Raw genomic sequence first — 23,647 nt, forward strand, 5'->3', positions numbered from 1 at the left:
ACTTCTAAAAAACTATTAAGGTAAATAATGCAGGTAATTAATCGAAGACTTAAAAACGTGCGTTATAAAAAACACAAACGAAAAATTCATCAACGTTTCCGAAATAATATTTTTGAACGTGAAATAAAAAAAATATTTTTTAATACACAATATTTATTAAATAAAATAAAATCTGTTTTTATGTAAAAATATTACTGCATATTTTTTAAATAAATACAAATTTTTGATTTAAAAATTTTTAGAAAAATTTGATTTGTATTAAAATCAATTAAAAGATTTCGATTATTTTAAATAAACTCGTGTTTTCTTAAATTTTTATTTTTATAATAATAGCTGGCAAAAAAATGACAATTAAAATAGGTATTAATGGATTCGGAAGAATAGGAAGAATGGTTTTTAGATTAGCTCAATTACGTCCTGATATTGAAATACTAGCTATAAATGATTTTATTGACATAAAATATATGGAATACATGTTGAAATATGATTCTACACATGGTATTTTTTCTGGAACAGTTCAAATAAAAAACAATATTCTTATTGTGAATAATAAAAATATTCACATAACTAATGAAAAAAATCCAGAAAATTTGTTATGGGGAGACTTTAATATCGATGTAGTAGTAGAATCTACAGGAATTTTTTTAACGTCTAAAGATGCTTACAAACATATACAATCAGGTGCTAAAAAAGTAGTAATTACAGGTCCGTCTCAAGACGATACTCGAATGTTCGTTCGAGGAGCAAATTTTCACAAATATTCCGGACAAAAAATAGTATCTAATGCATCTTGTACAACTAATTGTCTAGCCCCAATAGCAAAAGTTATCAATGATGAATTTGGTATTATAGAAGGTCTAATGACCACAGTACATGCTACTACAGCTACTCAAAAAACTGTCGACGGTTTATCTCATAAAGATTGGAGAGGCGGTAGAAGTGCCCTTCAAAATATCATTCCATCAACTACAGGTGCAGCGCAAGCTGTAGGAAAAGTTCTTCCTGAACTTTATGGAAAATTAACTGGACTAGCTTTTCGCATCCCTACAGCTAATGTATCAGTTGTAGATTTAACTATTCGTTTAAAAAAATCTACTACTTATTCAGAAATATGTAACACAATAAAGTCTGCTTCTATAGAACACATGAAAAATATTATTGGTTATACTGAAGATAAAGTTGTATCTACTGATTTTAATGGAAGCGAGCTTACTTCTATTTTCGATGCGACTGCAGGATTGTCTTTAAATAACAATTTTATGAAATTGATAGCATGGTATGATAATGAAACTGGATATTCTAGTAAAGTATTAGATTTAGTAGAATTAATTTATTAAACATTTTATAAGTATATTCTATACAATTTATACAAATTTCATACTGACATTATAATCCTATAATGTCAGTATGAAATTTCTATAAATTTAATATTTTAAAGAATTTTAAACATTTAAACTATATACAATTTTATTTTATGTGAATTTCCTTTTTTAACTGTTGAATCCATATATTTATTCTTTTTTCACTTTTTTCTGGCTGTCGATCTTCATCAATAACTAATCCTAAAAATTGTGTTTTATTATACAAAGCTTTAGAACTATCAAAAGAATAACCTTTAGTAGGCCATTTTCCAATGAAATTTACATGTAATTTTTTTATAATGTTAAATAATATTCCAATACCATCACAAAAATATTCAGAATAATCTTCTTGATCTCCACAACCAAAAAAAGCCACAGTTTTGTTAAAAAAATTTACCTTTCTTAAAGTTGAAGAAAAATCATCCCAGTCACATTGAAGTTCTCCATAATACCAAGTCGATGTTCCTAGTATAATAATTTTATATTGTTCTATGTCTTCTTTTTTTGTATTAGAAATATCATGAATAACAGAAATATTGCTCCCAATTTTTTTTTGAATGTATTTTGCAATATTTTCCGTATTTCCCGTATCACTTCCAAAAAAAATACCTATATCTTTCATTACACAAAATTCCCTTTTAAACAAAAATTTACATTATTCTTATATAATTTAAGTATATACTTAATGTTTTTAATATTTAAATATTTATTAATCAATTTTATTAAAATATCACAAACGTATTACATATAAATAATTGTTTTTTATGTAAATTCATAAATTATAGTTTAAATAAATATTTGAAATAATCTATTTTTATATTAGTAATAGTAATTCTATTTTGTTAATATATAAAATAACTATAATTTTATAATCAATTATGACACATCATATAAAATTAAACATAAAATATTAAAATAACTAAAGTTTTATTTAATTATAAATTTAAAATATTTAAATAACCTCATTAAAAAAATAAAAATGATTACAAATCTTGTATGGTTTCGCAATGATTTACGTATACGCGATAACTTAGCACTGTATTCTGCTTGCAAAAATGAAAAATCTATAATACTTGGTTTATTTGTTTTCGTTCCAGCGCAATGGAAATTTCATTCTATATCTTATAAAAAATCCAAATTTATATATAACAGTTTAGTTATTCTTAAAAAAGATCTAATGAAATTAAATATTTTTTTGTATTTTCACGAATCTACTACATTTCTACAATCAATTAAATATATTACTGAATTTTGCAAAAAAAAAAAAATAGATAACTTATATTATAACTATGAATATGGATTTTTTGAAAAACAACGGGATATTTTAGTAGAAAAAAAACTTAAAAATTATAAAATATCTTCATATGGATTTCATAGTTCTACATTAATAACTCCCGGAACTATTAAAAATATAAAGGGGAATATGTATTCGAAATACAGTAATTTTAAAAAAAAATGTATTTTAATATTACTACAAAAAAAATTAGTGTCATTAACTATACTCAAAAGACAAAATACTATTATAGATACATCACATTTTCATATTCCAATATTTAAATTTCCTTTTGAAAAATTTAATACACAGATTTTTCCGATAGGAGAACTAAAAGCAATCAAAAAACTTAAATTTTTTCTTAAAAGAAAATTTAATGATTATGATATAAACCGTAATTATTTTTCTTTAAATAGTACTAGTATGCTTTCTGTTTATTTTTCTATTGGTATATTGTCTCCAATACGTTGTTTTTTAATTTTGCATAAATATTATTCCTATACAAAATATAAAAAGTTTGTTGAAAATTGTTCTTGGATTAACGAATTAATTTGGCGTGAATTTTTTAAACATTTGTTATATTTTTATCCTAAATTGAGTAAACAACAAGTGTTATGCGATTGGGAAAAAAATATAAAATGGGAAAAAAACAAAAAAAATTTAAATGCATGGAAAAAAGGAGAAACAGGTTTTCCTATTATAGATTCTGCTATGAAACAATTAAATCAAATGGGATGGATGCATAATCGTTTAAGAATGATTACTTCTAGTTTTTTAGTTAAGAATTTATTAATAAATTGGAGGGAGGGAGAAAAATACTTTATGTCAAAATTAATAGACGGAGATACAGCATTAAACAACGGTGGATGGCAATGGATTGCTTCAGTAGGGTTGAATAATATTCCATATTTTCGAATATTTAATCCTTTACTACAATCTAAAAAATTTGATAAAAATGGCACATTTATTAAAAAATATATTCCTGAATTAAAAAAATTATCTGCAATTGAAGTACACAATCCAAGTTTATGGAATAAAGAAACAAAAAAAATAGTTAAATATCCAAAAAAAATAGTGAGTTTTTCTGAAACAAAAAAAATAGCATTAAAAATATTTAAATTTGCAAAATGTAAATTATAATTTTAAATAAAATATCATGAACAACATAAAGTTAGAAACCATAATAAATAAAAAACTAAATTCCTTTTTGTATAAAGATTGTATCCCAAATGGATTGCAAATAGAAGGTACTGAAGAAGTTAAAAAAATTGTAACTGGAGTGACAGCATGTCAAGAACTATTAGATATTGCAGTAAAAGAAAAAGCTCAAGCCGTTATAGTACATCATGGATATTTTTGGAATAAAAACGAAAGAACTATAAAAGGAATACATAGAGATAGAATAAAAACGATACTTAAAAATGACATAAATTTATATTGTTGGCATTTACCTTTAGACTTCCATTCCACATTAGGAAATAATATTCAAATAGGAAAAATTTTAAATGTTGAATTAAAAGGATATATATCCCCATTAGTTCCATGGGGAATGTTAAAAAGAAAAGTGACTGAACATGAAATGATTAATATCATCACAAAAAAATTTAATAGAATTCCTTTTCATTATAAAGTTAATGCAACACAATTTATTTATAAAATTGCATGGTGTAGTGGAAAAGGACAAGGTTTTATAGATGTTGTTTCTCAATTTGGAGTAGATGCATTCTTAACTGGAGAAGTTTCAGAAGAAACTATTCATGTTGTTAAAGAGAAAAATTTTCATTTTTTTTCTATTGGTCATCATGCTAGTGAATGTGGGGGAATGATAGCTTTAACTAATTGGATAAAAAATAAAACAAATTTAGACGCTATATTTTTTGATATTCATAATCCAATATAATTGCATTTCTAATGTTTAAACTATAATTAAAAACCTGAGATATTAATTCTTTTAAATAAGGTTTTTAAAAACTTAGCTTTTACTTTTAAATAAACAATTATTCAGAAAAATTAAATATCATCTTTAACAACGTTATTTATACTAAGGAAAATTATGAAAAAAGATGAATTTAAAGGAAAATTACAGTATCCATTTTTAATAAATGCTAACGTGCATTATTTAGAAAATATATATAAAAAATTTTTAAATAATCCTCAATCTATAGAAAAATCTTGGCGTGCTTTTTTTTTAGAATTTGTTAAAAAATTAGATCTTGAAGTACCAATAAAAAAAAATAATAAAGAAAATTTTTATATCGAAGAAAATATTAGACATATAGCATATACTATTATTAATACTTTCCGAAAATATGGACATAAATTTTCAAATTTAGATCCATTAAATTTGAACAAAAAAAAATTTTTTCCACCTTTAAATAATTTTTTAAAAAAAGGATGTTTTAACATCTCTAGAATCAAGTTTTCTATAAAATTATCTAAATTTTCATATAATACTATCACTTTAAAACAATTATATTCTACATTATATAAAATATACTGTAATAGTATAGGGTATGAATATATGCATATTGATTGTGAAAATGAAAAAATATGGATACAAAATTATATCGAACGTGATTTTAAAAAACATATTTTTGTGGACAAGGAAAAAAAAAACTTATTAAAAAATTTGATTTCAGCAGAAACATTAGAAAAATATTTTTCCATTAAATTTCCAGGTTCAAAACGATTTTCTTTAGAAGGATCAGAATCGTTAATACCTATGTTACATGAAATAATTAATTACGTTTATCAATTCAATGTTAATAGAATAATATTAGGTATGGCTCATCGCGGAAGATTAAATGTACTAACTAATGTTTTAAATAAACCTATTAAAGAAATATTTAATGAATTTTCTGATATGGATATAACAAAATATCTTAAAAATGGAGATGTAAAATACCATATGGGTTTTAAAGAACGCAAAACTACTGCATGTGGATCTATTAATTTAGATCTGAAATTTAATCCATCACATTTAGAAATTGTTAATCCAGTAGTTCTTGGTTCTGCTCGAGCATATCAAGATATTACAAATACAAATAGTGTCCTGGCTTTGATATTACATGGAGACGCATCTATTTCAGGACAAGGAGTAGTACAAGAAACATTAAATATGTCTCGTGTTAATGGTTATACAGTGTATGGAAGTCTGCACATAGTAATTAATAATCAAATAGGTTTTACTACATCTGATACCAAAGATTTAAGAAGTAGCAGATATTGTACTGATGTTGCTAAAATGATCTCATCTCCTATATTTCATGTAAATGCAGATGATCCAGAAGCAACATTATTTGTAGTACGTTTAGCCCTAGACTATAAAAATCGTTTTAAGAAAGATGTATTCATAGATCTTGTTTGTTATAGACGACATGGCCATAATGAAATAGATGATCCTTTTATAACACAACCTATCATGTATTCAAAAATTGAAAATCATCCTACTCTGTGTAATATTTACAATTTACAATTGATAAATAAAAATGTAATTAATCAAAATTATTTAAATATTAATATCAAAAAATATAAGAAAAAATTAGATGATCAATATTTAGAATTTGTTCAAAAGAAATGTATACCAAAGAAAAATCGTTTTTTAAAAAATGCTACTTTTTCTAAAATATGTATAAAAAATGATCAGCATATTTCAGAAATATCTTTAAAAAATTTAGCAAAAAAAATTAATGTTATTCCTTCTAATATTTCTATGCATGATAGAGTCTTTAAAATATATAATGAAAGACTAAAAATGGCTGATGGATATAAACACTTAGATTGGGGTGCAGCAGAAATATTAGCATATGCTTCTTTATTGAATCAAGGAATTTCTTGCAGACTTTCGGGGGAAGACGTAGGTAGAGGTACTTTTTCTCACAGACATGCTGTTATATATGATCAAAAGAATGGTTCTACATATATTCCATTACAAAACATACATCCTAGTCAAGGAAAATTTTATATTTGGAATTCTGTATTATCAGAGGAAGCAGTATTAGCATTTGAATATGGATATTCTGTTAGCCAAAAAAATACATTGACTATTTGGGAAGCACAATTTGGCGATTTTGCAAATGGTGCACAAGTTGTTATTGACCAATTTATTTGTTCTGGAGAACAAAAATGGGGAATAAAATGTAATTTAATTATGTTATTACCTCATGGATATGAAGGCCAGGGACCAGAACATTCTTCATCTCGAATAGAAAGATATCTTCAACTTTCTTCTGAAAAAAATATACAAATTTGTATGCCAACTACTTCTCTGCAAATGTATCTATTATTAAGAAGACAAGCATTAAATATTCGTAAAAAACCTTTAATCATTATGACTCCGAAATCTCTATTACGTTATTCATTATCTTTTTCATCTTTAAAAGAATTTTCAAATAATACTTTTCAAAAAGTAATTAACGAAATTGATAGCACAAATTTAAAAGTTGTAAAAAGAATAATTTTATGTTCTGGAAAAATATATTATGATTTATTAAATCAAAAACGTGAAAATCAACAAAGTAACATCGCTATCATACGAATAGAACAATTATATCCATTTCCTGAAAATATTTTACTAAAAATACTAAAATTGTATGTGCATAGTACTGATATTATATGGTGTCAAGAAGAACCTGCTAACCAAGGTGCATGGATATACATTCAAAATCATCTCATACAGATTTTACCTAAAAAATTTTCCTTAAGCTATGTAGGACGTCGTGCGTCTTCGTCTACGGCTACTGGATATATTAATATTCATAAAAAACAACAAAGCAAATTAATTTATGAAGCATTAAATATAAATTAAAATAAAGAGATAATACATGAATACAGCTAATATTCTCGTTCCTAATCTTCCTGAATCAGTTACCGAAGCTACAATTGCAACCTGGCACAAAAAACCTGGAGACCATATAAAAGAAGGTGAAGTTTTAGTAGATATTGAAACTGATAAAGTAGTTTTAGAAATTCCATCATTATTCGATGGACAATTAAAAAACATTATTTCAAGAAATGGAGAAAAAATTGTTTCAGGACAAATTATAGGAATATTAGTTAAGTCAAATTTAGAAACTACTCATCTAACATCAAAAAATACCAATCAAGAGTTAGAAACAGAAAATAAAAAATTAGTTTCTTCTCACGAACGAATTAGTCCTATGATAAGAAGATTAATATCTGAACATAATTTACAAAAAACTTATATACAAGGTACAGGGGAAAAAGGACGTATTACACGTGAAGATGTAATGATTCATGTAAATAGTAATCAAACAAATAATATACTTGATCATATAGATAAAAATAAATCTATAGAAAAATGTCATGATAAAAGAATTGAACGTGTTAAAATGACTACATTAAGAAAAAAAATTTCTGAGAAATTATTAGAAACAAAACATAATTCAGCTTCTTTAACTACATTTAATGAAGTTAATATGACACAAATTTTGAAATTAAGAAAAAAATATGGTGAACTGTTTGAAAAAAAATATAAAATTAAATTAGGTTTAATGTCTTTTTATATAAAAGCAGTTATTGAAGCATTAAAAAGTTTTCCTAATCTTAATGCTTCAATTGAAAAAGATGATATTATTTATTATAAATACTTTAATATTAATATTGCTATTTCTACTCCTCGAGGATTAGTAGCACCTATTTTAAAAAATGTAGATTTAATGAGCATGTCTGATATTGAAAGAACCATTCGAGAATTAGCTATAAAAGGAAAAAATTCTAAACTTACTATAAATGATTTAAAAGAAGGCAATTTTACTATTACTAATGGCGGAGTTTTCGGTTCTCTATTTTCTACACCTATAATAAATCCACCTCAATCTGCTATTTTAGGAATACACGTTATTAAAGAAAGACCCATGGTAGTAAACGGAAATATAAAAATACTTCCTATGATGTATTTAGCATTAACATATGATCACCGTTTGATAGATGGAAAAGAATCAGTAGGTTTTTTATTAAGAATAAAAGAACTATTAGAAGACTTTAATCGAATTTCATTGAGTATTTGACATATAAATTAAATTTTAAAAATAAATCTAAAATTTTTGGTGCTATGATAAATCTTAGCACCAATATATAAATTATTTCTATTAATATACTATAACTGCGCGTCGATTTTTTGAATAAGCATCTTCTGTATCTCCGTTATCAACTGGTTTATCTGCACCGTAAGATATTATAGAAATTTGCTTAGAAGATATACCTTTACTTTCTAAGTATATTTTTACTGCATTTGCACGACGTTTTCCTAATTCAATATTATACTTATTTAAACCTCTTTTATCGGTATGACCTTCAATAATAATATTAACATCAGGATGATTGTGCAAAAATATAATAGTATTGTTTAATATTTTCGAAAATTTTGAGTTAACATTAAATTTATTTAAATCAAAATAAATAATGTTATCTTGTTTTAATACTTCTGATGGATCGGATAAATTAATATTTGCTTGGGAATGAGTAGATTGGTGATTTTTATCAGGAATTGCTTCATTAAGTTTATTTTTTTGAAAGCTGCACGAGAACATTATCATTGCTGGTACAACACAAGTTATAATTTTTAAAATTTTATTTAATTTCATTCATAGTTCCTATGTTTCAATATATTTTTTGTAATTTTTGTATTTTATATAATTTAGGAGAAATTTTTACTAATGCAGTGTAAAACATCTAAGGAATTTAATATATATTTTATATTAATTTAAAGTGTATTTTAAATATTTATACAAAAATGTGTAAATAATTATGAAACTATAAATATATTTTATTTTTACTATATTGTATAGTAGCTATTTTAAAAAATAATTCCGTATAATATCTTATATACTTGTATATACATACAAAAAATTAAATTGTGTACAATAATAGTATAAATTAATGTTCGGTAAAAATTTGAATAATTAATTTATTTAAATAAACTATAATATTTTTAATTTTTTAAAAATTATTCTTAAAAAGCGAAAAATTCAATAATTTATATTTTCAACCAAGATAACGCAAAAATTGATTTAATCTGATAAATATTTATAAATCATAAAACAAAAAAATATTTTAAACAACAAATATATAAATGTTTTCAATTATTAAATTTTAATTCGTAGTTTTAATTTAAAATTAAATAAATATTTGAATTTTTATAAATTAATTTTTTTAAAATTTATAAAAATATTTTAAAAAAATAAAAAATTTTTATATAAAATTTAACATTTATCTTTAATAGACTTAATTAATAATATAATATGTATACACTATAATTCTTCAATTTACAATTAACTTTTATTTATCAAAAAATTAAGGGTTAAAAGTATATATAAAATATATTTATATTATACATAATTATAGTTATAAAATATTGTAAAAAATAAAAATTTGTTTATCATATATAATTAAAAGGTTATAATATTATGAAAATATATAAACTTATTTTAATGCGACATGGCGAAAGCCAATGGAATCAATTAAATAGATTTACAGGATGGAAAGATATAGATTTATCAGAAACAGGTATTATTGAAGCGATAAAATGTGCTAAAATATTAAAATCAAATGGTTTTAGTTTCAACTATGCATATACTTCTATTTTAAAACGATCCATTCATACTCTCTGGACTATAATAAAATATTTGGATCAATCATGGATTCCAGTTAAAAAAACTTGGCGTTTAAATGAACGTCATTACGGTGCTTTGCAAGGATTAAATAAAGATGAAGTAATAAAAAAATATGGAAATGCTCAAGTACAACAATGGAGAAGAGGATTTCATGTTTATCCCCCAGAGGCAGATTTATCTGAAAGAAAAGTACTATCGTTAAATCCAAGATATTCCGATATGAGTTTAAATGACATTCCATTATCCGAGAGTTTACAAGCTACTTCTAAGAGAGTAATCCCTTTTTGGAAAAATGTTATTTTCCCTAATTTAAAAAAGAAAAAAAAAATAATTATAACAGCACACGGAAATTCCCTTCGTGCATTAATTAAATATTTAGATAATATGAGTGATGAAGACATCATGCATTTAAATATAATAACTGGTGCACCTATAGTATATGAATTTAATTATCAGTTTGAACCGATAAAATATTATTGTTTACAGTAATTTATTAGCAATTTTAATATTTTTAAAAATATATGCATTGTTAAATTATCTTCACTAAAGTTTTTTTAAACATCCCATTCATATATGGTAAAATTTCTAACTTTTTATGTTAATTTAAGTAACATACATATAAAATTTAATATTGATTATTTTAGAGAATGAAATGATTAAAAAAATTGGTGTACTAACTAGTGGGGGGGATTCTCCAGGGATGAATGCAGCAATTAGAGGAGTAGTAAGAACTGCATTAAGAAAAAATTTAGAAATAATTGGAATATATGATGGATATCGAGGACTTTATGAAGATAGAATAACTATTTTAGATAGATTTAGTGTTTCTGATATGATTAATAGAGGAGGAACATTCCTTGGATCTGCTCGATTTCCTGATTTTGTTAAAAAAGAAATAAGATTAACTTCGATTCAAAATATGAAAAAACGTAATATAGATGTTTTAGTAGTTATTGGGGGTGGGGGATCATATATAGGTGCAAAGAAATTAACAGACATGGGATTTCCTTGTATTAGCATACCAGGAACCATTGATAATGATGTAGCAGGAACTGATTATACAATAGGATATTATACAGCATTAGAAACAGTAGTAGAAGCAATTGATAGGTTACGTGATACATCTTCTTCACATCAAAGAATTTCTATAGTAGAAGTTATGGGACGAAATTGTGGAGATTTAACATTGGCTGCTGCTATAGCAGGAGGTTGTGAGTTTATTGTACTTCCTGAAATTAAATATGTACGAAATGAGTTAATAAAAGAAATTAAAACAGGAATAAAAAAAGGGAAAAAACACGCAATAGTTGCAATTACTGAGTGCATTTGTGATGTTGAAAAACTTGCTAAATATATCCAGAAAGAAACACAAAGAGAAACCCGTGCAACAATTTTAGGACATATACAAAGAGGTGGAGCTCCAAGAGCATTTGATCGGATATTGGCATCGAGAATGGGCGAATATGCTGTAGAACTGTTATTACAAGGATACCAAGGAAGATGCATAGGAATTAGAAATGAAAAAATAGTAAATCATGATATTACAGATGCATTAAAAAATATGAAAAGACCCTTCAAATTCGATTGGCTAGTTACTGCAAAAAAATTATATTAATAAATAATATTAAATATGTTAATGTGTAAATATATAAAATTTTATTATTTCGTATTATAAAGTATTAATTTGACATTTAATCCTATACCAAAGGAATCTAAAAATGAGTAATGTAAATCAAAAAATTATATTACTAGTAGAATGTATTTCTGAATTTCTTGGTACAGGATTAATAGTTTTTTTTAATTCTAGCTATATTGCATTAATGCAATTAATATATAAATCTGAAAATAGTTTATGGGAATTCAGTTGTATTTTAGGGATAAGTACATGTACTGCAATATATCTTAGTTCCTTTATATCTTCTAAAGTACATTTAAATCCCATTATTACTCTTTCGTTTTTCTTATTATTTAATTTTAAAAAAAATAAAATAATACCTTACATTATATCTCAAACATTAGGATCTTTCTTTTCTTCCGTTATAGTTTACGAATCATATTATGATATATTGATAAAATTTGAAAAACAAAATAAAATTTTAAGAGGTAGTATAGATAGTTTAAGTTTAGCTTCTATTTTCTCTTTTTTTCCAAATAAAAATATAGATATAAAAAATATTTTTGTAATAGAAACTATCATTACTTTTATATTTGTTTTAATTATTATTTTTCTTAAAAGTCAACAAAAGTTTTTTATCTCTAACAATATCCTTTCTCCTATATTGATAGGTACGTTGATATTTATACTAAATATTATAATTTCTCCCTTAACTGCTTTTACTTTAAATCCTGCACAAGATATTGGATCTCGATTGTTTATTTATTTTTCAGGGTGGGGGAATATGGCATTTACAGGTGGAGTAGGTATAACTAGTTTTATTATACCTATTCTTGGAACTATTTTTGGTACTATTATGTCTGTTTGCTTCTATAAATTTATTAAATTTAAAATTTAATTAAATACTTTAACAGTTTAAAAATGATTTTTGATATTCTTTAGATACTATAGTTAATATTTTTAAAAAACAGTCAAGTAACAATGATGCTGATCCAACTAAAACTCCATCGATGCTAGAAATATTACATATTTCTTGAATATTTTTTTCATTAACCGAACCGCCATATTGAATAAAAAATGAATTTTCATTTATATTTTGTTTATTTAAAATGTAAACTTTTATAAAATCACATACTTCTTTTATGAAGTTAGAAGATGGTGTTTTTCCTGATCCAATAGCCCATACAGGTTCATAAGCAATAATTGTATTATTAAAAGCTTTTTCCCCTAATAAATGTATTATTTCATCAATTTGTTCTCGACATATTTTTTTAGCCATAAAAAGACTATGATCTTTTTCAGTTTCTCCAATACACAATATTGGAATTAATCCAGAGTTTTTAACTATTTTAAATTTTTCTGCAATTAATTGGTTATTTTCTTTATGATACAATCTTCTTTCAGAATGTCCTATTATAACAAATTTTATATGAATATCATTTAACATATTAGCTGATATTTCTCCAGTAAAAGCACCGTAAGGATGTATATCAACGTTTTGTGCTCCGATTATAACTTTTGTGTCCATAACAATATTATATGCTGGATATAAATATACAAAAGGCAGAGCAATAATTAATTTTGAATATATTTCATGAGAATTAACAAAGTTAGCTATAGGTTTTAATACATCATTTAGCAATGCTATACTTCCATTTAATTTCCAATTAGCTACAATAATTTTTTTTTTCATTGTTAAAATTTACTCGAAATTGTAAATAAGTTACTTATTAAAAACATTTAAGCACATACCGTAGAATTAAATTATAAATTTTATCATTTAAAAATAAATTTCTCAAAACCTATTACTTATTCACACATTGATAAAATTAAATTTTTATTTTTTTTTAAAAAAGTTAAGATAATACTTTTATTTTTTTTGATTTCAACGAAATATTTTACGTTTTAGCAGCTTTAAATGCCTCAGTCATAGCATTTGAAAAATTTTTATCATTTGTCTCTTGATTTTTTGGATCTACAATTTCTATTTTTTTTGAAAATTCAGGTAATATAGAAGATAAACTAATTATTCTATTTTTTCTATCTATATTATTCAATTTTATATTTATTTTTGTCCCACATACAAAATGCGATGAAATTAAATCGCTATTAAATTGTGCATTATTAGAAAGCTCTGCAAGTTTAATATATCCTTCAACAAACTCAGATAAACGAACAGTAATCATTTCGTTACTAATTTTTTTGACAATTCCAGAAACTACGTTCCCTTTTTTGTAATTAGAAACATATTTGACAAATGGATCTTCTTCTAATTGTTTAATTCCTAAAGAAATGCGTTCTCTTTCAGAATCTACCTGTAATACTTTTGCCGAAATTTCATCACCTTTTTTATATTTTTTAACTGCTTCATTTCCTGATACAATCCAGGATATATCGGACAAATGAACTAATCCATCAATTCCTCCATGAAGTCCTATAAAAATTCCAAAATCGGTAATAGATTTTATTTTTCCTTGTACTATTTTCCCTTTGCTATTTTCTTTCGAAAATTCTTTCCATGGATTAATTTTGCATTGTTTTATTCCTAAAGAAATTCGTCTTTTTTCTTCATCAATATCTAATACCATCACTTCAATTATAGCATTAACATTCACTACTTTTGATGGATGAACGTTTTTATTAGTCCAATCCATTTCTGAAACATGCACTAAACCTTCTATTCCTTCTTCAATTTCAACAAAACATCCATAATCAGTTAAATTAGTTACTCTTCCTTTTAATTTAAAGCCTTCCGGATATTTTTTCGAAATCTCTTTCCATGGATCATCTCCTAATTGTTTTAATCCTAATGATACTCTTGTTTTTTCTCTATCGAATTTCAATATTTTAACTATAATTTCATCTCCTATATTGACTATTTCGCTGGGATGTTTTACTCTTTTCCATGCCATATCAGTAATGTGTAATAATCCATCCACTCCTCCTAAATCTACAAATGCTCCATAATCAGTAAGATTTTTTACAATTCCTTTCGCTTGCATACCTTCTTGTAAACTTTTTAATAATAAATTACGCTCAATATTATATTCTGACTCTATAACTGCTCGACGTGATACAACTACATTATTGCGTTTTTTATCTAATTTAATAACTTTAAATTCTAATTCTTTTCCTTCTAAATGAGCAGTTTCTCTAATAGGACGAATATCCACTAATGATCCAGGTAAAAATGCTCGAATTTCATTTAATTCTACTGTAAAACCCCCTTTTACTTTTCCATTTATTATTCCTATTACTGTTTTAGAATCTTTATACGATTCTTCTAATAATAACCATGCTTCATGTCGTTTAGCTTTTTCACGGGATAATATGGTTTCTCCAAATCCATCTTCAATAGCATCTAATGCTACATCTACTTTATCTCCTATTTGTATTTCTATATTTCCTTTAGAATTCTTAAATTGTTCTATAGGAATATTGGATTCAGATTTTAATCCGGCATCAACTAACACTGTATCTTTTTTTATAGAAATTACAACACCTTGAATAATAGATCCAAGTTTCGTGTTAATTTTTTTTAAAGATTCTTCAAATAGTTGAGAAAACGATTCATTCATATTAATAATCTTAAATTATAGTTAGAAACATCTATTTTTACATCATGTAAAACAATGTTTTTTATATGTCCCATAATATTCATTATTATAGCTCGAGTTAAATGTTCAATACTTGGAAATTTCTAAATTTTTATGTAATTCTATATATATATTATTTTTTTACAAGGTTTAATTAAACCTAAAATAACATAAAAAATAAAAATAAGACACAATCATCATTATTATAAAAACTATATTTTTTCTGTTTAAAGTAGTGTTACAAATTGATTTTTTCTTTGCAAAAATTTAAGAGATATTTAATTTTAGTTAAAAAATGTAGCATAAACTATTAAAAAAATTTTTGTCTCTTTAACAATTTAGTGTAAATATTACAAATTATATTTTATATATTTGTATTATTAAAATATTATTAATTCACATAAGTTTGATATGTATTTTATAGTCTATAATTTTAAAAGTTACAAATTCTTTAAATTATTATTTTTAAGAATATTTAATTTAAAGTTTTTAGATACAATTTCAAATGTTTTATTTAAAAATTTTTTATATTATGTTATTCCTAAGTTTTTAAATTTATATAAATAATATTAATTACAAATTTTTATAAAAAGCTTTAAAATATATTAATTTAAATTTTCTTATAATTATTTCTTAAATAATTTATTTTTAACAGATTACAATAAATTTATCTAATATAATACACAAATATATTTTTACACGAATAAAAATATTAATAAAAAAAATAGTATTTTAAAAACTAATAAATTTCAACTCATCGAAATAATTTGGAAATGTTTTATTCACACAATCAGGATTTAATAAAGTAACCTTGACGTTAGATAACGCTATTAAAGAAAAACACATAGCCATCCTATGATCATTATAAGTATTAATTCTAGCATAACAAAATTTTTTTGGAGGAGAAATATGAATATAATCATTCCCCTCTTGTATTTTAGCACCTATTTTTTTTAGTTCTATAGACATTGCTGATAATCTATCAGTTTCTTTCACTCTCCAATTATAAATGTTTTTTATAACAGTATCTCCTTTAGAAAATAAAGCTACTATAGCAATAGTCATTGCAGCATCCGGAATACGATTCAAATCTAAGTCAATACCACGTAATGTTCCTTTTCTACAATAAATAAAATTTTTTCCTACAGTAACGAATGCTCCCATTTTTTTAAGTACTTTTGAAAATTCTGTATCTCCTTGAATACTGTTTGAACCAACTCCTGTAACACATACTGATCCCCCTTTAATTGCGGCTGATGCAAGAAAATAAGAAGCAGATGATGCATCTCCTTCAATCAAATAATTACCTGGGGATTGATATCTTTGATTTCCTTTAATATAAAAGAAATTATAAGAATCATTTATAATATTTACTTTAAATTTTTTGATCAATTTAAGAGTCATGTCGATATAAGGTTGAGAAACTAATTTTCCTTTTATTGTTATTTTAGAATCTAATTTAGCTAATGGAGATGCAATCAGTAAAGCTGTTAAAAATTGGCTAGAAATAGATCCATCAACAGTTATTTCTCCTCCGGAAAATCCTCCTCGTATATAAATTGGAAGATAATTTTTAACTGCGGAATATTGAATATTTGCTCCTCCTTGTTTTAACGCATCAACTAAATGTTTTATAGGTCTCTTTTTCATTTGAGAATCACCAGTTAATAATACATTATTATTATTTAGAGATAATACTGCTGTCAAAAATCTTACAGCTGTTCCAGCATTTCCTAAAAAAAGAGAAATTTCTTTGTTTGCATACAATGGGTCAGATCTTCCTTGAATTTCACACACAGTATTGTTTTTAGATAAAACAAAATTTATACCAAAAATTTTTAATGCATTTAACATATATTTAGTATCGTCACTGAACAATAAATTATGTATATTGGTAATTCCATCTGACATAGAAGATAACAATAATACCCTATTAGAAATACTTTTTGAACCCGGCAATTGTACTGTTCCATCAACCAATGAAATTGGATCTAATGTTAAAGTTTTTTCCATTATTAATTTCTCTAAAATAATTGTTCAAATAAACTTAATAGTATAATTTAAAATTTAATAATATTTATTGTATAAAATATAGTTTATTTATATTTTTCCTCAAAAATTTTCATAAATTTTATTAATTTATTTACACCCGCTACAGGCATAGAATTGTAAATAGATGCACGTAAACCTCCAATAGCACTATGGCCTTTCAAAAAATGCAATCCAAAATTATAAGATTTTTCTAAAAATAGTGAATGAAGATGTTCATCTCTAATCTTAAATACAACATTCATATAAGAACGATTACGATTGGAAATATTATTAATATAAAAATTAGTACTATCTATCATGTTATATAATAACATTGCCTTTTTTTTATTTAATTTTTCCATTGTTTTTAACCCACCTAATTTTTTTATCCATTTTAAAACTAAATCTGACACATATAAAGAAAATGTAGTGGGTGTATTAAACATAGAATTGTTTTGAGACATTGTTGTATAATTTAAAATAGAAGGACATATATCTTTAGATTTTCCTAATAAGTCTTGATGTATTATAACTATAGTAACTCCAGATGGACCTATATTTTTTTGTGCACTAGCATAAATAACACCATATTTTTCAATATTTATAACTCGAGAAAATAGAGTCGATGAAAAATCTCCTACTACAATAATATTATCATTAAAATTTGGTTCTTCATGTATAGCAATGCCTTCAATAGTTTCATTAGGACAATAATGAAGATATGCGTTTTTAGAATTGATTTCCCAATCATTCATAGGAAAAATGTAATCTTTGCAATTTATCTTGTTTTTTATATTAATAATGTTAGGAACGCAATATTTTTTACTTTCTTCTAATGCTTTATATGACCAATATCCACTATGAGCATAATCTGCATATTTATTATTTCCTAGCAGATTCATTGGAATAGCAGAAAATTGTCCTCTCGCCCCGCCATGGCAAAACAATACTTGATAATGTTTTGGAATATTTAATAAATTGCGCAGATTAAATTCTAATCTTTCTAAAATTAACAAAAATTCTTTAGATCTATGGCTAATTTCTATTATTGATTTTCCATGATGTTTCCAATTTCCGAATTCTAATTGTATTACTTTTAATACTTCTTTTGGCAACATGGAAGGACCTGCACTAAAGTTATAAACTGTATTTTTTTCCATATATTTTTATCAATCTCTGCAAAAAAGTTAATATTTAATTAATCGAATTGAAATACAAATATTAATTTTTAAAAGATTATTTTATAAGAATTTTAAACCTCTCATATAATTATCTCGTAAAATTTTAGGTATCTTGACTCGCCCATCAGATTGTTGATAATTTTCTAAAATTGAAGCTAACGTTCGTCCAATTGCCAATCCTGATCCATTAATTGTATGTATGAAATAATTTCTATGATCCGATTTTGATCGAAATTTAGCTTGTATACGACGTGATTGAAAATCTAACATATTCGAACAAGATGATACTTCACAATAAGAATTTTTTGATGGAAACCATACTTCTAAATCATAAGTTTTAGCAGAAGAAAAACTTGTATCACCTGAACATAATAATACCTTTCTATATGGTAATTCTAATAACATTAAAATTTTTTCTGCATGAGAAGTTAGTTCTTCTAATTTTTCCATAGAACTATTAGGATGAACTATTTGAACAATTTCAACTTTTTCAAATTGATGCATTCTAATCAAACCTTTAGTATCACGTCCATATGAAGAAGATTCTGCACGAAAACAAGGAGTATTAGCAACTAGCATTATAGGTAATTGTTTTTCTTCTAAAATACAATTTCGAAATAAGTTAGTTAAGGGAACTTCTGCTGTGGGTATGAGGACATAACTACTACTGTTAGTAGTATGAGATAAATCTTGAGTATAAAATAAATCCATACTAAATTTCGGGAGTTGCCCCGTTCCATATAAACTATCTTTAAAAACTAAATATGGAACATAAGTTTCTAAATATTTATGTTGTACAGTATGTATATCCATCATGAATTGCCCTAATGCACGATGTAATAAAGCAATGTTTCCTTTCATTACAGCAAATCTAGAACCCGATATTTTAGCAGAAGATTTCCAATCAAAACCGTTAAGTTGATTTCCTAATTCGACGTGATCTTTTGTTTTAAAAGAAAAATTATGAATAGTTCCCCAGTTACTTATTTCTTTATTGTCTTTACTATTATATCCAATAGGAACAGAATTATCAGGAATATTAGGAATATGACTTAAAAATAAATTGATATCTTTTAATAAATCGTATAATTTTTTTTTCACTAACAACAATTTTTCAGAAATCATACGTGATTCGTTTTTTAAGTTAGAACAATTTTTATTTTTTTTTTGTTGATCTCTTACAAGGTTTGAAATAACATTTCGCTTGAATTGCAAATTTTCAGTTTCTTTTAATAAAAATTTTCTTCTTTTTTCTAGATGAATAAATTTTTTTATATCTAAAAAGAAACTTTTTTGTTCTAATTTTTGAGAAATACGATTAATGTCGCTGCGTAATAGTTTAATATTTAACATATTATGAATAAGTTTTATAGTTTTATAAAAATTTATATTTAACTTTAATAATAAATCAAGAACAAAAATACTAAAATAAAAAATAATATATATTTTAATTAACTTTTTCATTTTGTTTATATAATATTTTGTTTGTTATTTTTATATTCAAATTTGCTCAAAACATAATTTGTTTAAAATATTTTAACTTATTTATAAGAAACAATTTTATAACTATTGTTTTCACAACTTTATGTGTTTAAATATTCCATTTTTATTAATGTAAATTGATATAATATTTTAGATTATATTTAGGTAATGTTTTTAAAAAATATTTTTAAAATTTTTCTTATTGTAAAACAATGTAGTATATTAAAAAATAAAAAGTCTTATTAAAAATATCTTTATGTTCTTCATTAAAAAACCCTAATCCTATTGATTAAAAAATAATATTACAGAACGTATTATTTAATTATAAAAATTCTTTTGTATGATAAAATAATTTTTATAATTAAATAATACACATATAAAAACTTAAAAATTGAAAATGAATAAAAATGTTGTTCAACACAAAAAATTGATTATTATTGGATCTGGGCCAGCAGGATGTACCGCAGCTATTTATGCATCTCGTGCTAATCTTTCGCCTTTATTATTTACAGGAGCGAATCCGGGAGGACAATTAATAAACACTAATTCAATTGAAAATTGGCCAGGAGATCCTCAAGTAATATCTGGAATAAAATTAATGAATAGAATGGAAAATCATGTAAAATTATTTAATACTACAATAATTTCTGAAGCAATTATAAAAGTAAACTTCAAAAAAAATCCTTTCGAATTAGTGAGTGAATCCCATAAAAAATATACTTCTGATGCAATTATAATTGCTACAGGAGCTCAAGAAAAATATTTAGGTTTATTATCAGAAAAAAAGTTTAAAGGAAAAGGTGTATCAACATGTGCTATTTGCGATGGATTTTTTTATAAAAATAAAAATGTTGCTGTTGTTGGAGGAGGAAATTCTGCTATTGAAGCGGCATTATACTTATCCAATATAGCACAAAAGGTATATTTAATTCATCGAAAAAATTCTTTTCGTGCTGAAAAAATATTAGTTGAAAGATTACTAAAAAAAGCAAAAAATAATCGTATTATTTTATATCAAGAAAGCACAGTACATGATATTTTAGGAGATAAAAAAGGTGTAACTGGAATTAATATTATATGTTGCAAAAAAATCAAAAAAATACAAGTATCAGGAATATTTATAACTATTGGGCATAAACCAAATACAAAAATTTTTTTAAATCAACTTACTATGAAAAATGATTATATAGTGGTTGAATCTAATTTGAATGGAAATTTTACACAAACTAGTATTCCTGGTATTTTCGCAGCAGGAGATGTTATAGATTATACTTATAAACAAGCAATTACCGCAGCTTCTAGTGGTTGTATGGCAGCATTAGACGCAGAAAAATTCCTTGGTAAAATAGAAAATTTCACTTCATCTCATAAGCATTAAATCATAACTATTTAAAAAATTTTGTAAACTTATATATTAAATGTCTAAAAGGATAATAAAAATGGTTAAAGAAAATAATATTGAAATGCAAGGAACAGTAATTGATACACTTCCTAATACTATGTTTCGTGTAGAATTAGATAATAAACATGTTGTAATCGCGCATATTTCTGGAAAAATGCGAAAAAATTATATTCGAATTTTAACAGGAGATAAAGTAACGTTAGAATTAACTCCTTATGACTTAAGTAAGGGAAGAATTATATTTAGAAGTAGATAATTTTTTAAAGTTGAAATTTTAAAATATTCTAAAATGTAGGATTAATAATATGCGTACAAAATATTGCGGAGAATTAAACATCAAAGACATAAACAAAATAGTAGTACTCTGTGGATGGGTAAATAAAATTAGAAATTTTGGAAAAATGTTATTTTTAGATATGAGAGATAGAGAAGGTATAATACAAGTATTTTTTCATAAATCATCTAAGGATTTGTTTAAAAAAGCAATTAATTTGAAAAATGAATATTGTATTCAAATAAAAGGAATTGTAAAAAAACGAGATAATAATAATAAAAATCTCAAATTAAATACTGGAGAAATAGAAGTTTTAGCATTAGAATTAAATATTTTTAATATATCACAGCCATTACCGTTAGATCTTAGCTATAAAAATTTAGATGAATTACGATTAAAATTTCGTTATTTAGATTTAAGACGATTTAAAATGACTCAGAATATGATAATAAGGAGTAAAATTACTAATTACATTAGATTATTCATGAATAAAAATAAATTTTTAGACATTGAAACTCCTTTATTAACGAGGTCTACACCAGAAGGCGCTCGCGATTATATTGTTCCTAGTCGCATTCATAAAAACAAATTTTATTCTTTACCTCAATCTCCTCAACTATTTAAACAATTATTAATGATTTCTGGAATAGATAGATATTATCAAATTGCAAAATGTTTTCGAGACGAAGATCTTAGATCAGATCGACAACCAGAATTTACACAAATCGATATTGAAGCTTCATTTATGAAAGGGGAAAAAATACGAAAAATTGTTGAAAAATCAATAAAATTTTTGTGGGAAAAAATATTAAAAATCGATTTAAGAGATTTTCCGGTTTTAACTTTTCATGAATCTATGCAAATATACGGAACTGACAAACCTGATTTAAGAAATCCATTGCAACTTACAAATGTTACTGAAATTTCAAAAATAAAAGAAAATGATTTATTTTCCACATTTAAGTTTGAGAAGAATGATACAATAATTGCATTATGTATTCCTGGGGGATCCATTTTAGAAAATAATCAATTAAATAATTATAAAAAATTTATTAAGAATTACAGTGAAAAAGAATTATTTTTTATTAAAGTAAAAAATACACAAAACCAAAAAAACTTAGTTAAAAATGCATCACATAGAAATTACTTAAAAGAATTATTCAAAAAAACTTGTGCAAAAAATGGTGATATTATATTTTTGCTTTTAGATTCTAAAAATAAAGTTAGTCATGCTATGAGTGAATTAAGAATAAAAATTGGAAATGATTTAAATATCACAGAAAAAAAAATTTGGAAACCAGTATGGATTATTAATTTTCCATTATTTGTTCAAGATGAATTGAAAAATTATATTTCTATGCATCATCCATTTACTGCTCCTAAAAATATAGACGATTTGATGTCAAAAGAAAAAATAAATCATAGTTTGTCACATTCATACGATTTAGTGATTAATGGATATGAAGTAGGAAGTGGATCTGAAAGAATTCACGATGAAAACACCCAAAGAATTATTTTTGATATATTAAAAATTGGTAAAAATGATCAAGACAAACAATTTGGTTTTTTTTTAAAAGCGTTGCGTTTTGGAACTCCACCCCATGCTGGAATAGCGTTAGGACTAGACAGAATAGTTATGTTATTAACGTTTAGTAATAATATTAGAGATGTAATTGCTTTTCCAAAAACTACTTCTGCTGCATGTTTAACAACAGAAGCTCCCAACGAACTAATAATTTAAATATTAAAATAGTCTTAAATAATTTAAAAACTCATAAAAAATGTAAAAATTTTATTA

At 24.4% G+C, this 23,647-nt stretch carries 19 protein-coding genes; 12 read left to right on the top strand and 7 right to left on the bottom strand.

Annotated features, from left to right (window positions below):
- The first annotated feature begins 27 nt into the window (after nucleotides 1-27).
- Both U0T64_01395 and gap read left to right on the top strand, forming a co-directional pair.
- Nucleotides 28-186, top strand: a complete 159-nt coding sequence (locus tag U0T64_01395; GenBank protein XBC41029.1) for a hypothetical protein — start codon at nucleotides 28-30, stop codon at nucleotides 184-186.
- 158 nt (nucleotides 187-344) lie between these two features.
- Nucleotides 345-1,337 carry a type I glyceraldehyde-3-phosphate dehydrogenase gene (gap, locus tag U0T64_01400; GenBank protein ID XBC41030.1) on the top strand — a complete coding sequence of 331 codons (993 nt, stop codon included), beginning with the start codon at nucleotides 345-347 and terminating at the stop codon, nucleotides 1,335-1,337.
- 130 nt (nucleotides 1,338-1,467) lie between these two features.
- On the opposite strand, the gene fldA is transcribed toward gap, so the two are convergent.
- The gene (fldA, locus tag U0T64_01405; GenBank protein ID XBC41031.1) at nucleotides 1,468-1,983 is read right to left on the bottom strand and encodes a flavodoxin FldA; all 516 of its coding nucleotides are present in this window, start codon (nucleotides 1,981-1,983) and stop codon (nucleotides 1,468-1,470) included.
- A gap of 357 nt (nucleotides 1,984-2,340) precedes the next feature.
- Between fldA and phrB the strand changes: the two genes are divergently transcribed.
- The 4 genes from phrB to sucB all read left to right on the top strand — a co-directional run bounded on the left by phrB (nucleotide 2,341) and on the right by sucB (nucleotide 8,663).
- The gene (gene phrB / locus U0T64_01410; GenBank protein ID XBC41032.1) at nucleotides 2,341-3,774 is read left to right on the top strand and encodes a deoxyribodipyrimidine photo-lyase; all 1,434 of its coding nucleotides are present in this window, start codon (nucleotides 2,341-2,343) and stop codon (nucleotides 3,772-3,774) included.
- A 16-nt stretch (nucleotides 3,775-3,790) separates the two neighbouring features.
- Nucleotides 3,791-4,534, top strand: coding sequence for a Nif3-like dinuclear metal center hexameric protein (locus U0T64_01415; GenBank protein ID XBC41033.1), 744 nt, complete (start codon nucleotides 3,791-3,793; stop codon nucleotides 4,532-4,534).
- A gap of 153 nt (nucleotides 4,535-4,687) precedes the next feature.
- Complete coding sequence (locus U0T64_01420) at nucleotides 4,688-7,441, top strand: 2-oxoglutarate dehydrogenase E1 component (protein XBC41034.1); 2,754 nt, start codon at nucleotides 4,688-4,690, stop codon at nucleotides 7,439-7,441.
- A gap of 16 nt (nucleotides 7,442-7,457) precedes the next feature.
- On the top strand, nucleotides 7,458-8,663 hold the full coding sequence (sucB, locus tag U0T64_01425) for a dihydrolipoyllysine-residue succinyltransferase (protein ID XBC41035.1): 1,206 nt from the start codon (nucleotides 7,458-7,460) through the stop codon (nucleotides 8,661-8,663).
- A gap of 81 nt (nucleotides 8,664-8,744) precedes the next feature.
- On the opposite strand, the gene U0T64_01430 is transcribed toward sucB, so the two are convergent.
- Complete coding sequence (locus tag U0T64_01430; protein XBC41036.1) at nucleotides 8,745-9,239, bottom strand: OmpA family protein; 495 nt, start codon at nucleotides 9,237-9,239, stop codon at nucleotides 8,745-8,747.
- Nucleotides 9,240-10,061: 822 nt separating this feature from the next.
- Here U0T64_01430 and gpmA point away from each other — a divergent pair.
- The 3 genes from gpmA (at nucleotide 10,062) to U0T64_01445 (ending at nucleotide 12,781) form a co-directional block, all read left to right on the top strand.
- Nucleotides 10,062-10,757 (top strand): 2,3-diphosphoglycerate-dependent phosphoglycerate mutase, encoded by a 696-nt coding sequence (gene gpmA / locus U0T64_01435; GenBank protein ID XBC41037.1) that lies wholly within the window; start codon nucleotides 10,062-10,064, stop codon nucleotides 10,755-10,757.
- 163 nt (nucleotides 10,758-10,920) lie between these two features.
- A complete protein-coding gene (gene pfkA / locus U0T64_01440; protein XBC41038.1) occupies nucleotides 10,921-11,883 on the top strand; it encodes a 6-phosphofructokinase in 963 nt (320 codons plus the stop codon).
- 103 nt (nucleotides 11,884-11,986) lie between these two features.
- The gene (locus U0T64_01445; protein ID XBC41039.1) at nucleotides 11,987-12,781 is read left to right on the top strand and encodes an aquaporin; all 795 of its coding nucleotides are present in this window, start codon (nucleotides 11,987-11,989) and stop codon (nucleotides 12,779-12,781) included.
- 9 nt (nucleotides 12,782-12,790) lie between these two features.
- On the opposite strand, the gene tpiA is transcribed toward U0T64_01445, so the two are convergent.
- The 5 genes from tpiA to serS form a co-directional block, all read right to left on the bottom strand.
- Nucleotides 12,791-13,576, bottom strand: coding sequence for a triose-phosphate isomerase (tpiA, locus tag U0T64_01450; GenBank protein ID XBC41040.1), 786 nt, complete (start codon nucleotides 13,574-13,576; stop codon nucleotides 12,791-12,793).
- A gap of 205 nt (nucleotides 13,577-13,781) precedes the next feature.
- Complete coding sequence (gene rpsA / locus U0T64_01455; GenBank protein XBC41041.1) at nucleotides 13,782-15,461, bottom strand: 30S ribosomal protein S1; 1,680 nt, start codon at nucleotides 15,459-15,461, stop codon at nucleotides 13,782-13,784.
- Between the two features lie 750 nt (nucleotides 15,462-16,211).
- The gene (aroA, locus tag U0T64_01460; protein XBC41042.1) at nucleotides 16,212-17,492 is read right to left on the bottom strand and encodes a 3-phosphoshikimate 1-carboxyvinyltransferase; all 1,281 of its coding nucleotides are present in this window, start codon (nucleotides 17,490-17,492) and stop codon (nucleotides 16,212-16,214) included.
- A gap of 83 nt (nucleotides 17,493-17,575) precedes the next feature.
- On the bottom strand, nucleotides 17,576-18,670 hold the full coding sequence (serC, locus tag U0T64_01465; GenBank protein ID XBC41043.1) for a 3-phosphoserine/phosphohydroxythreonine transaminase: 1,095 nt from the start codon (nucleotides 18,668-18,670) through the stop codon (nucleotides 17,576-17,578).
- Nucleotides 18,671-18,751: 81 nt separating this feature from the next.
- On the bottom strand, nucleotides 18,752-20,044 hold the full coding sequence (gene serS, locus U0T64_01470) for a serine--tRNA ligase (protein ID XBC41044.1): 1,293 nt from the start codon (nucleotides 20,042-20,044) through the stop codon (nucleotides 18,752-18,754).
- A 526-nt stretch (nucleotides 20,045-20,570) separates the two neighbouring features.
- Here serS and trxB point away from each other — a divergent pair.
- The 3 genes from trxB to aspS all read left to right on the top strand — a co-directional run bounded on the left by trxB (nucleotide 20,571) and on the right by aspS (nucleotide 23,590).
- Nucleotides 20,571-21,551: a thioredoxin-disulfide reductase gene (trxB, locus tag U0T64_01475; protein ID XBC41045.1), complete on the top strand. Its 981-nt coding sequence runs from the start codon at nucleotides 20,571-20,573 to the stop codon at nucleotides 21,549-21,551.
- Between the two features lie 61 nt (nucleotides 21,552-21,612).
- Entirely contained in the window at nucleotides 21,613-21,831 is a 219-nt protein-coding gene (gene infA, locus U0T64_01480; protein XBC41046.1) for a translation initiation factor IF-1, read from the top strand.
- 49 nt (nucleotides 21,832-21,880) lie between these two features.
- Nucleotides 21,881-23,590 carry an aspartate--tRNA ligase gene (gene aspS, locus U0T64_01485; protein XBC41047.1) on the top strand — a complete coding sequence of 570 codons (1,710 nt, stop codon included), beginning with the start codon at nucleotides 21,881-21,883 and terminating at the stop codon, nucleotides 23,588-23,590.
- The last annotated feature ends 57 nt before the right edge of the window (nucleotides 23,591-23,647 follow it).

The sequence above is a fragment of the Buchnera aphidicola (Nurudea yanoniella) genome (genome assembly GCA_039829995.1).
In the GTDB taxonomy this organism is placed as follows: domain Bacteria; phylum Pseudomonadota; class Gammaproteobacteria; order Enterobacterales; family Enterobacteriaceae; genus Buchnera_B; species Buchnera_B aphidicola_AV.

Bases quoted from the DNA above. Each gene is read 5' to 3' on its own strand.
- tpiA (XBC41040.1), bottom strand. From the start codon at position 13,576: ATGAAAAAAAAAATTATTGTAGCTAATTGGAAATTAAATGGAAGTATA.
- U0T64_01420 (XBC41034.1), top strand. From the start codon at position 4,688: ATGAAAAAAGATGAATTTAAAGGAAAATTACAGTATCCATTTTTAATA.
- phrB (XBC41032.1), top strand. From the start codon at position 2,341: ATGATTACAAATCTTGTATGGTTTCGCAATGATTTACGTATACGCGAT.
- rpsA (XBC41041.1), bottom strand. From the start codon at position 15,461: ATGAATGAATCGTTTTCTCAACTATTTGAAGAATCTTTAAAAAAAATT.
- serC (XBC41043.1), bottom strand. From the start codon at position 18,670: ATGGAAAAAAATACAGTTTATAACTTTAGTGCAGGTCCTTCCATGTTG.
- trxB (XBC41045.1), top strand. From the start codon at position 20,571: ATGAATAAAAATGTTGTTCAACACAAAAAATTGATTATTATTGGATCT.
- pfkA (XBC41038.1), top strand. From the start codon at position 10,921: ATGATTAAAAAAATTGGTGTACTAACTAGTGGGGGGGATTCTCCAGGG.
- gap (XBC41030.1), top strand. From the start codon at position 345: ATGACAATTAAAATAGGTATTAATGGATTCGGAAGAATAGGAAGAATG.
- serS (XBC41044.1), bottom strand. From the start codon at position 20,044: ATGTTAAATATTAAACTATTACGCAGCGACATTAATCGTATTTCTCAA.
- U0T64_01445 (XBC41039.1), top strand. From the start codon at position 11,987: ATGAGTAATGTAAATCAAAAAATTATATTACTAGTAGAATGTATTTCT.
- gpmA (XBC41037.1), top strand. From the start codon at position 10,062: ATGAAAATATATAAACTTATTTTAATGCGACATGGCGAAAGCCAATGG.
- aroA (XBC41042.1), bottom strand. From the start codon at position 17,492: ATGGAAAAAACTTTAACATTAGATCCAATTTCATTGGTTGATGGAACA.
- sucB (XBC41035.1), top strand. From the start codon at position 7,458: ATGAATACAGCTAATATTCTCGTTCCTAATCTTCCTGAATCAGTTACC.
- aspS (XBC41047.1), top strand. From the start codon at position 21,881: ATGCGTACAAAATATTGCGGAGAATTAAACATCAAAGACATAAACAAA.
- U0T64_01395 (XBC41029.1), top strand. From the start codon at position 28: ATGCAGGTAATTAATCGAAGACTTAAAAACGTGCGTTATAAAAAACAC.
- infA (XBC41046.1), top strand. From the start codon at position 21,613: ATGGTTAAAGAAAATAATATTGAAATGCAAGGAACAGTAATTGATACA.
- U0T64_01430 (XBC41036.1), bottom strand. From the start codon at position 9,239: ATGAAATTAAATAAAATTTTAAAAATTATAACTTGTGTTGTACCAGCA.
- fldA (XBC41031.1), bottom strand. From the start codon at position 1,983: ATGAAAGATATAGGTATTTTTTTTGGAAGTGATACGGGAAATACGGAA.
- U0T64_01415 (XBC41033.1), top strand. From the start codon at position 3,791: ATGAACAACATAAAGTTAGAAACCATAATAAATAAAAAACTAAATTCC.